The sequence below is a fragment of the Candidatus Thiosymbion oneisti genome, assembly GCF_900092655.1.
Classification (GTDB): domain Bacteria; phylum Pseudomonadota; class Gammaproteobacteria; order Chromatiales; family Chromatiaceae; genus Thiosymbion; species Thiosymbion oneisti.
Map to the genome: position 1 here is coordinate 1 of NZ_FLUY01000832.1, position 4953 is coordinate 4953.

The window sequence follows — 4953 nt, forward strand, 5'->3', positions numbered from 1 at the left end:
CGGATCAGGTCTTGGTAGAGAAGTCCGAGGTAGGTCTGGATACGCACCGCCATCCAGCGATCTATCGTGGATTGGAATTCGAGCAACAGGTAGACATAGAGCCAGTCGTGACCCCAGCGCACGCGCCAGATCAGGTCGTCGGCCCGGTCGCGGAGGTCGTCGCTGACATAGCTGCTACTGCATTTCTCCAGCGTGGCCAGGTCCAGCTCATCGATCCAGGTACCCGGTATGAAGCCTTGCAACAGGTCGCTGACCATTGCGACATGCGAATACAACAGCTTGTAGCTGCTGTCGTGGGTTGGGCCGCGGTCTGTCTCTTGCTTCATCACCCTAAGACCTCATTTCAGAATTCTGCATATATATCCTTGTTATCGGTAGTTGCGAGCATCCATACTAGTCATCCTTCGAGTGGCTTGTAAAATCAATGACTTGTCCCGCGCGACCGGGTCAGCTTGTTGTGGACATTGTATTTGCCGGAGGGCTTCTTCATCGGCAGGCGCTTGACCTCTTCCAGGCTCAAGGCGCCATAGACGACGAGCGCCCCGTCCATGTCCCAAATGCTGACCAGGGCGTAGCGCCCGTCCTTGGTGAATTCGACATGGGCTGAGGTCTTGCCGGGTGCGGGCCGCAGGGTCTTGACTACCTTGAGGCTCTGCTTGTCGATCACCTGCATGGCGTCCTTGTCCTGGCCGAAAAAGACGTCTACCCAGGCGTAGGGTGAGTTCTCGTGGCTGCGCATGAAGAAGCCGGGGCCCAGGGTCGGTATCTCCTTGACGATCTCCCAGGTCTTGGTGTCCAGGACGGTGACCTTGGACTCCTTGATGCTCGGGGTGGCGAGCACGCCCCGGTCCTGCCAGATCCAGGTGATACCGGAGCTCAGGTGGGGCAGGCTGGGTAGGGCAAGCTCGGTCACCGCTCGGCCCAGGTCCAGGTCCACCACTTGGCCCCTGCCGTCGCGGGAGCTGCCGATGATCCGCACATAGTCCTGGTCGATGAAGAAGTCGTCGAGTATGCCCGCGACCCGAATGCGCCGAATCGGGAAGGGCTCGGGGTCGATCTCTTCGCCCGAATCTTCGCGGCCCGGACCTTCACGATAGTCGTGGACCCACCGGCCGAAACCCCGCGGCGGCGGTATCCGGTAGCTGATCTCCCACACCTCGGACAGGTCCTTGAGGGCTACGATGAAGCTGGATCTGGGGTCCGCCGTGTAGACGGCGCTGACCCGAGAGCTCCTGCCCCGGTGGTCTACTACCGGGATGACCTTGACCGGGGACAGGTCACGGGCGTCCAGCACCACGAGGGTATGGGGCAGGTAGTTGGCCACCATGACGAAGCGCCCGTCGTGGGACACCGCCAGGTTGCGGGTATTGATGCCGGCCCGCACCTCGGCCACATAGGCCAGGTTGTAGATATCGTACTTGCTGATCCAGCCATCGCGGGAGGCAAAGTAGACATAACGTCCGCCCGCGGCGTACTTGGGTCCGCCGTGCAGGGCGAAGCGGGTGGGAAACCGATGGATAGGCTCGAAGCGGTCGCCGTCGAGCAGGGTCGCGTGGTGGTCTCCCAGCTCCACGACCACGAACAAGTTCTCGATGTCGGCGTCGAAGACGGGCCGGTCCTGCAGCGGCTTGGTGGGCGCGTGCAGGATTCGGCTGGTGGCGATCTCTTCCATGCCCCAGCGCGGGAGCTCGGGCAGTGGCGTGTAGATCAAATCTACCAGGCGCCGGATCTGTTCGTCGCTGAGCTGGCCCGCGAAGGGGGGCATCTGGGTAGCCGGTCGTCCCGCGCGGATGACTGCGACGGCGGCCTTCTGCTTGAGGCGCTTGAGGTTCTCCGGCAACAGGGCGGGACCGATCCGGCCGAGCCGATCCGGGCCATGGCACTCGCCGCAGTGCTTCAGGTACAGGGTAGCGACCTCATCGGCTCGTGCGGATCCCTGGGGAAAGGCGGGAATCGTCAGGACGCAGATCAGAACAACAGACAGGCTCATTGGTACAGCAGTGCCGAAGTATCGGTAACATCGGTTCGGTTCTTTCATTGGGAGTTCTTTTTTGCCGCAAATGAACGCAAATCAACGCAAATGAATCAGGAACCGTCAATGATGGCAAACCGATCTCGACTGATTTGTGTTGATTGGCGGTAAAAAGCGGAACTATCGAGGTTCAGATTGAGTATGGGAAAAATGATCCGGCCGCTTTGATCTATCCGCAGATTACGCAGATTCTCACAGATTGTTTTTGCCGTCTTGTCCGCTCTAGCGGACCGTGCCCCTTTCTGTGCCGACAGGCAGGTTGGCTGTGTGCCGGCTTACCTGGTCGCTTGTCGACGCTGGAGCGTGGGAGCCAGCAGAAAACGAAACAATCTGTGAGAATCTGCGTAATCTGTGGACAAAGAAGAGAATGTAATCTTTTGCGACCGATTTGCGTTCATTCGCGTTCATTTGCGGCTAACCGTCAGGCCCCGATCTCCGCATCGGTCAGATAGCAGCCGGGGTCCTCGGCCCAGGGATCGCCGGTGAGCCGGAAGGCCCGGGTGCGGGTGTTGCCGTTGCAGATGTCCAGGTGCACGCATTGGGCGCAGCGCCCGCCGACCGGGCGTGGGCTCTGCTTCAGGCCGGCCAGCAGCGGGTCGGAGGTGTCCTCCCAGATTTCGGAGAAGGGCCGTTCGCGCACATTGCCGAGGCTGTGGTTCCACCAGAAGGTGTCCGGGTGCACATGGCCCAGGTTGTCGATGTTGGCAACCTTCACGCCGGAGGCGTTCCCACCCCAGTTTTGCAGGACCCGGCGCAGTATGCTGGCCCGATCCGGAAAGCGGCGCTCGGCCCACTGGAACAGGTAGACAGCGTCGGCGTCGTTGTTGCCGGTGACGAATTCGCACAGGAGGCCGTCTCGCAGGCGTTGCCGGCAGGCCGCGATCAGTAGATCCATGGCCTCGCGGGTCATCCGGAAGTGGGCGTCGTCCCCCCGGTTCTGGTTGCCACGGCCCGCGTAATTGAGGTGGGACAGATAGAACTTGCCGACCGCTTCGCGCTCCATCAGTTGCAGCAGGCCCGGCAGGTCTCGGGCGTTGTCCCGGGTGAGGGTGAAACGCATGCCGACCCGGATGCCCGCGTCCCGGCACAGGCGGATGCCCCGGAGGGACTCCCGGAAGGCGCCGGGGCGACGGCGGAAACGGTCGTGGCTTTCCTCCAGGCCGTCGATGCTGATGCCGAGATAGTCGAATCCTACCTCTCGAATCCGGGGCAGGTTGGTCTCGTCGATCAGGGTACCATTGGTGGACAGGGCGACGTAGAAGCCGAGCGCCTTGGCGTGCTGCGCCAGGTCGAAGATATCCGGCCGCATAAGGGGCTCGCCGCCGGAGAGGATCAGCACCGGCACGCCGTACCGGCGCAGATCCCCCATCACCTCCCGGACCTCTTGGGTAGTCAACTCGCCTTTGAAATCGGTGTCCGCCGAGGTGGCGTAGCAGTGTCTGCAGGTGAGATTGCAGCGCCGGATCAGATTCCAGATCACCACCGGTCCGCTCGGTTCGGCGCGCGGCGCGGCGGTGGCCTTCTCCAAGGCGGTAGGGGAGGTGAGAAGCTGCACGTAACGGCTCAATCTGAACATGGTGGTTTCCGGTGCCCGATCAGCCGACGAATCGAAGCCCCGCCTTCTTCAGGATAGCTTCGCTGAACAACACCTCCTGCCTGCGGCAATGTCCGGCGACGATCGCTTCGATGCGCGTGGCGGCGGCCTTCGCCTCGTCCCGGTTGCGCCCATGGACCATGGCGAACAGGTTGTAGGGCCAGAGCGGAAGGCGGCGTGGGCGCAGATAGCAGTGGCTGACGCAGTCCAGGGCGCCGATCCTTTTGCCGAGGACCTCGACCTGCTCATCATCCAGGTCCCACACGGACATGCCGTTGCCGCGCAGTCCGAGCCGATAGTGGTTGGGCACGGCGCCGATGCGGCGTATGGCGCCGGCCTGCAGCATGCGGCTCAGCCGCTCGATAACGGTCGGGGCATTGCAATCAATCTGGGCCGCGACGGCGGTGAAGGGCTCGGCCTGCAAGGGGTAACCGGCCTGGGTGGCGGCGACAATCCTGCGGTCGAGGTCGTCCAGCTCCAGGGGCTCCACGGCTTTGTCGCGCTCGATTCGCCGCACCGCGATGCCGCCGTCCGCGTCCAGTTGGAGCCGGAACCCCAGGTGGTATTCCCTGAGCTTGGGAAAGTCGTAAACCATCAAGCCGGTCAAGGACCGGATGCGGCGGATCGCACCCGTAAGCTTGCCCTGGTCGGGAGTCGCGAGTACGAACCACATGTTGAGCCGATGATCGCGCCGGTAGTTGTGTGCGACCTCAGGGATGACATCGAGGATCTTGGCGGTGCGAACGAAGTCCGGCTCCGGCACCGCCATCGCCGCCAGCGTGAAGCATCCGCCGAGGCGCTCGGCATTGTAAAGGGGACCGAAACGGCTCAGCAGCCCTCGCTCCAGCATGGCGCGGACGGTCGCGATGAGGGTGTCCTCGTCCGTCTCCAGCTCCGCAGCGACCTTTCGGAACGGCCGTTGCGTCAGGGGAAAGCCGCCCTGGAACCGATTCAGGAAGCCGCGTTCGAGAGGGCCTCGTGCCGGCAATCGGCACGTCTCACCAACCGGGTCTCGGACAGTATCTTTCACCGCAGGGCAACCGAACAATAAAGAGCCTTTGCGTTTACCTCCGCTTGCCTCAATGTTCCTCAAACACGGCATCTACCGTGGAGGCGTCCAGAATGCGATCGGTCCAGCGATCGAGTTGCTCCAGGGTGGCTATCTCGAGGCGCTTGCGGGTTGCTGCGTCGAGGGGGCCGAAGCGTTTGACAAGAAGGCGTTCCAGGCCTTCAATCTTCCCTTCCAGCCTGCCTTGCTCCAGGCCTTGCTCCAGGCCTTGCTCCAGGCCTTGCTCCAGGCCTTGCTCCAGGCCTTGCTCCAGGCCTT

At 62.6% G+C, this 4953-nt stretch carries 5 protein-coding genes; all 5 read right to left on the reverse strand.

Annotation, left to right across the window (positions count from 1 at the left end; genetic code table 11):
* Window positions 1–326: Rpn family recombination-promoting nuclease/putative transposase (locus tag BQ17_RS08890; RefSeq protein WP_141699183.1), on the reverse strand; the 326-nt coding region annotated here is incomplete at its 3' end.
* Between the two features lie 95 nt (window positions 327–421).
* Window positions 422–2038 carry a nitrite reductase gene (locus BQ17_RS08895; RefSeq protein WP_256091532.1) on the reverse strand — a complete coding sequence of 539 codons (1617 nt, stop codon included), beginning with the start codon at window positions 2036–2038 and terminating at the stop codon, window positions 422–424.
* 415 nt (window positions 2039–2453) lie between these two features.
* A complete protein-coding gene (gene nirJ / locus BQ17_RS08900) occupies window positions 2454–3608 on the reverse strand; it encodes a heme d1 biosynthesis radical SAM protein NirJ (RefSeq protein ID WP_089726269.1) in 1155 nt (384 codons plus the stop codon).
* A 19-nt stretch (window positions 3609–3627) separates the two neighbouring features.
* The gene (gene ahbB, locus BQ17_RS08905) at window positions 3628–4656 is read right to left on the reverse strand and encodes a siroheme decarboxylase subunit beta (RefSeq protein WP_218068187.1); all 1029 of its coding nucleotides are present in this window, start codon (window positions 4654–4656) and stop codon (window positions 3628–3630) included.
* A 49-nt stretch (window positions 4657–4705) separates the two neighbouring features.
* Window positions 4706–4953: DUF4351 domain-containing protein (locus BQ17_RS08910; RefSeq protein WP_141699185.1), on the reverse strand; the 248-nt coding region annotated here is incomplete at its 5' end.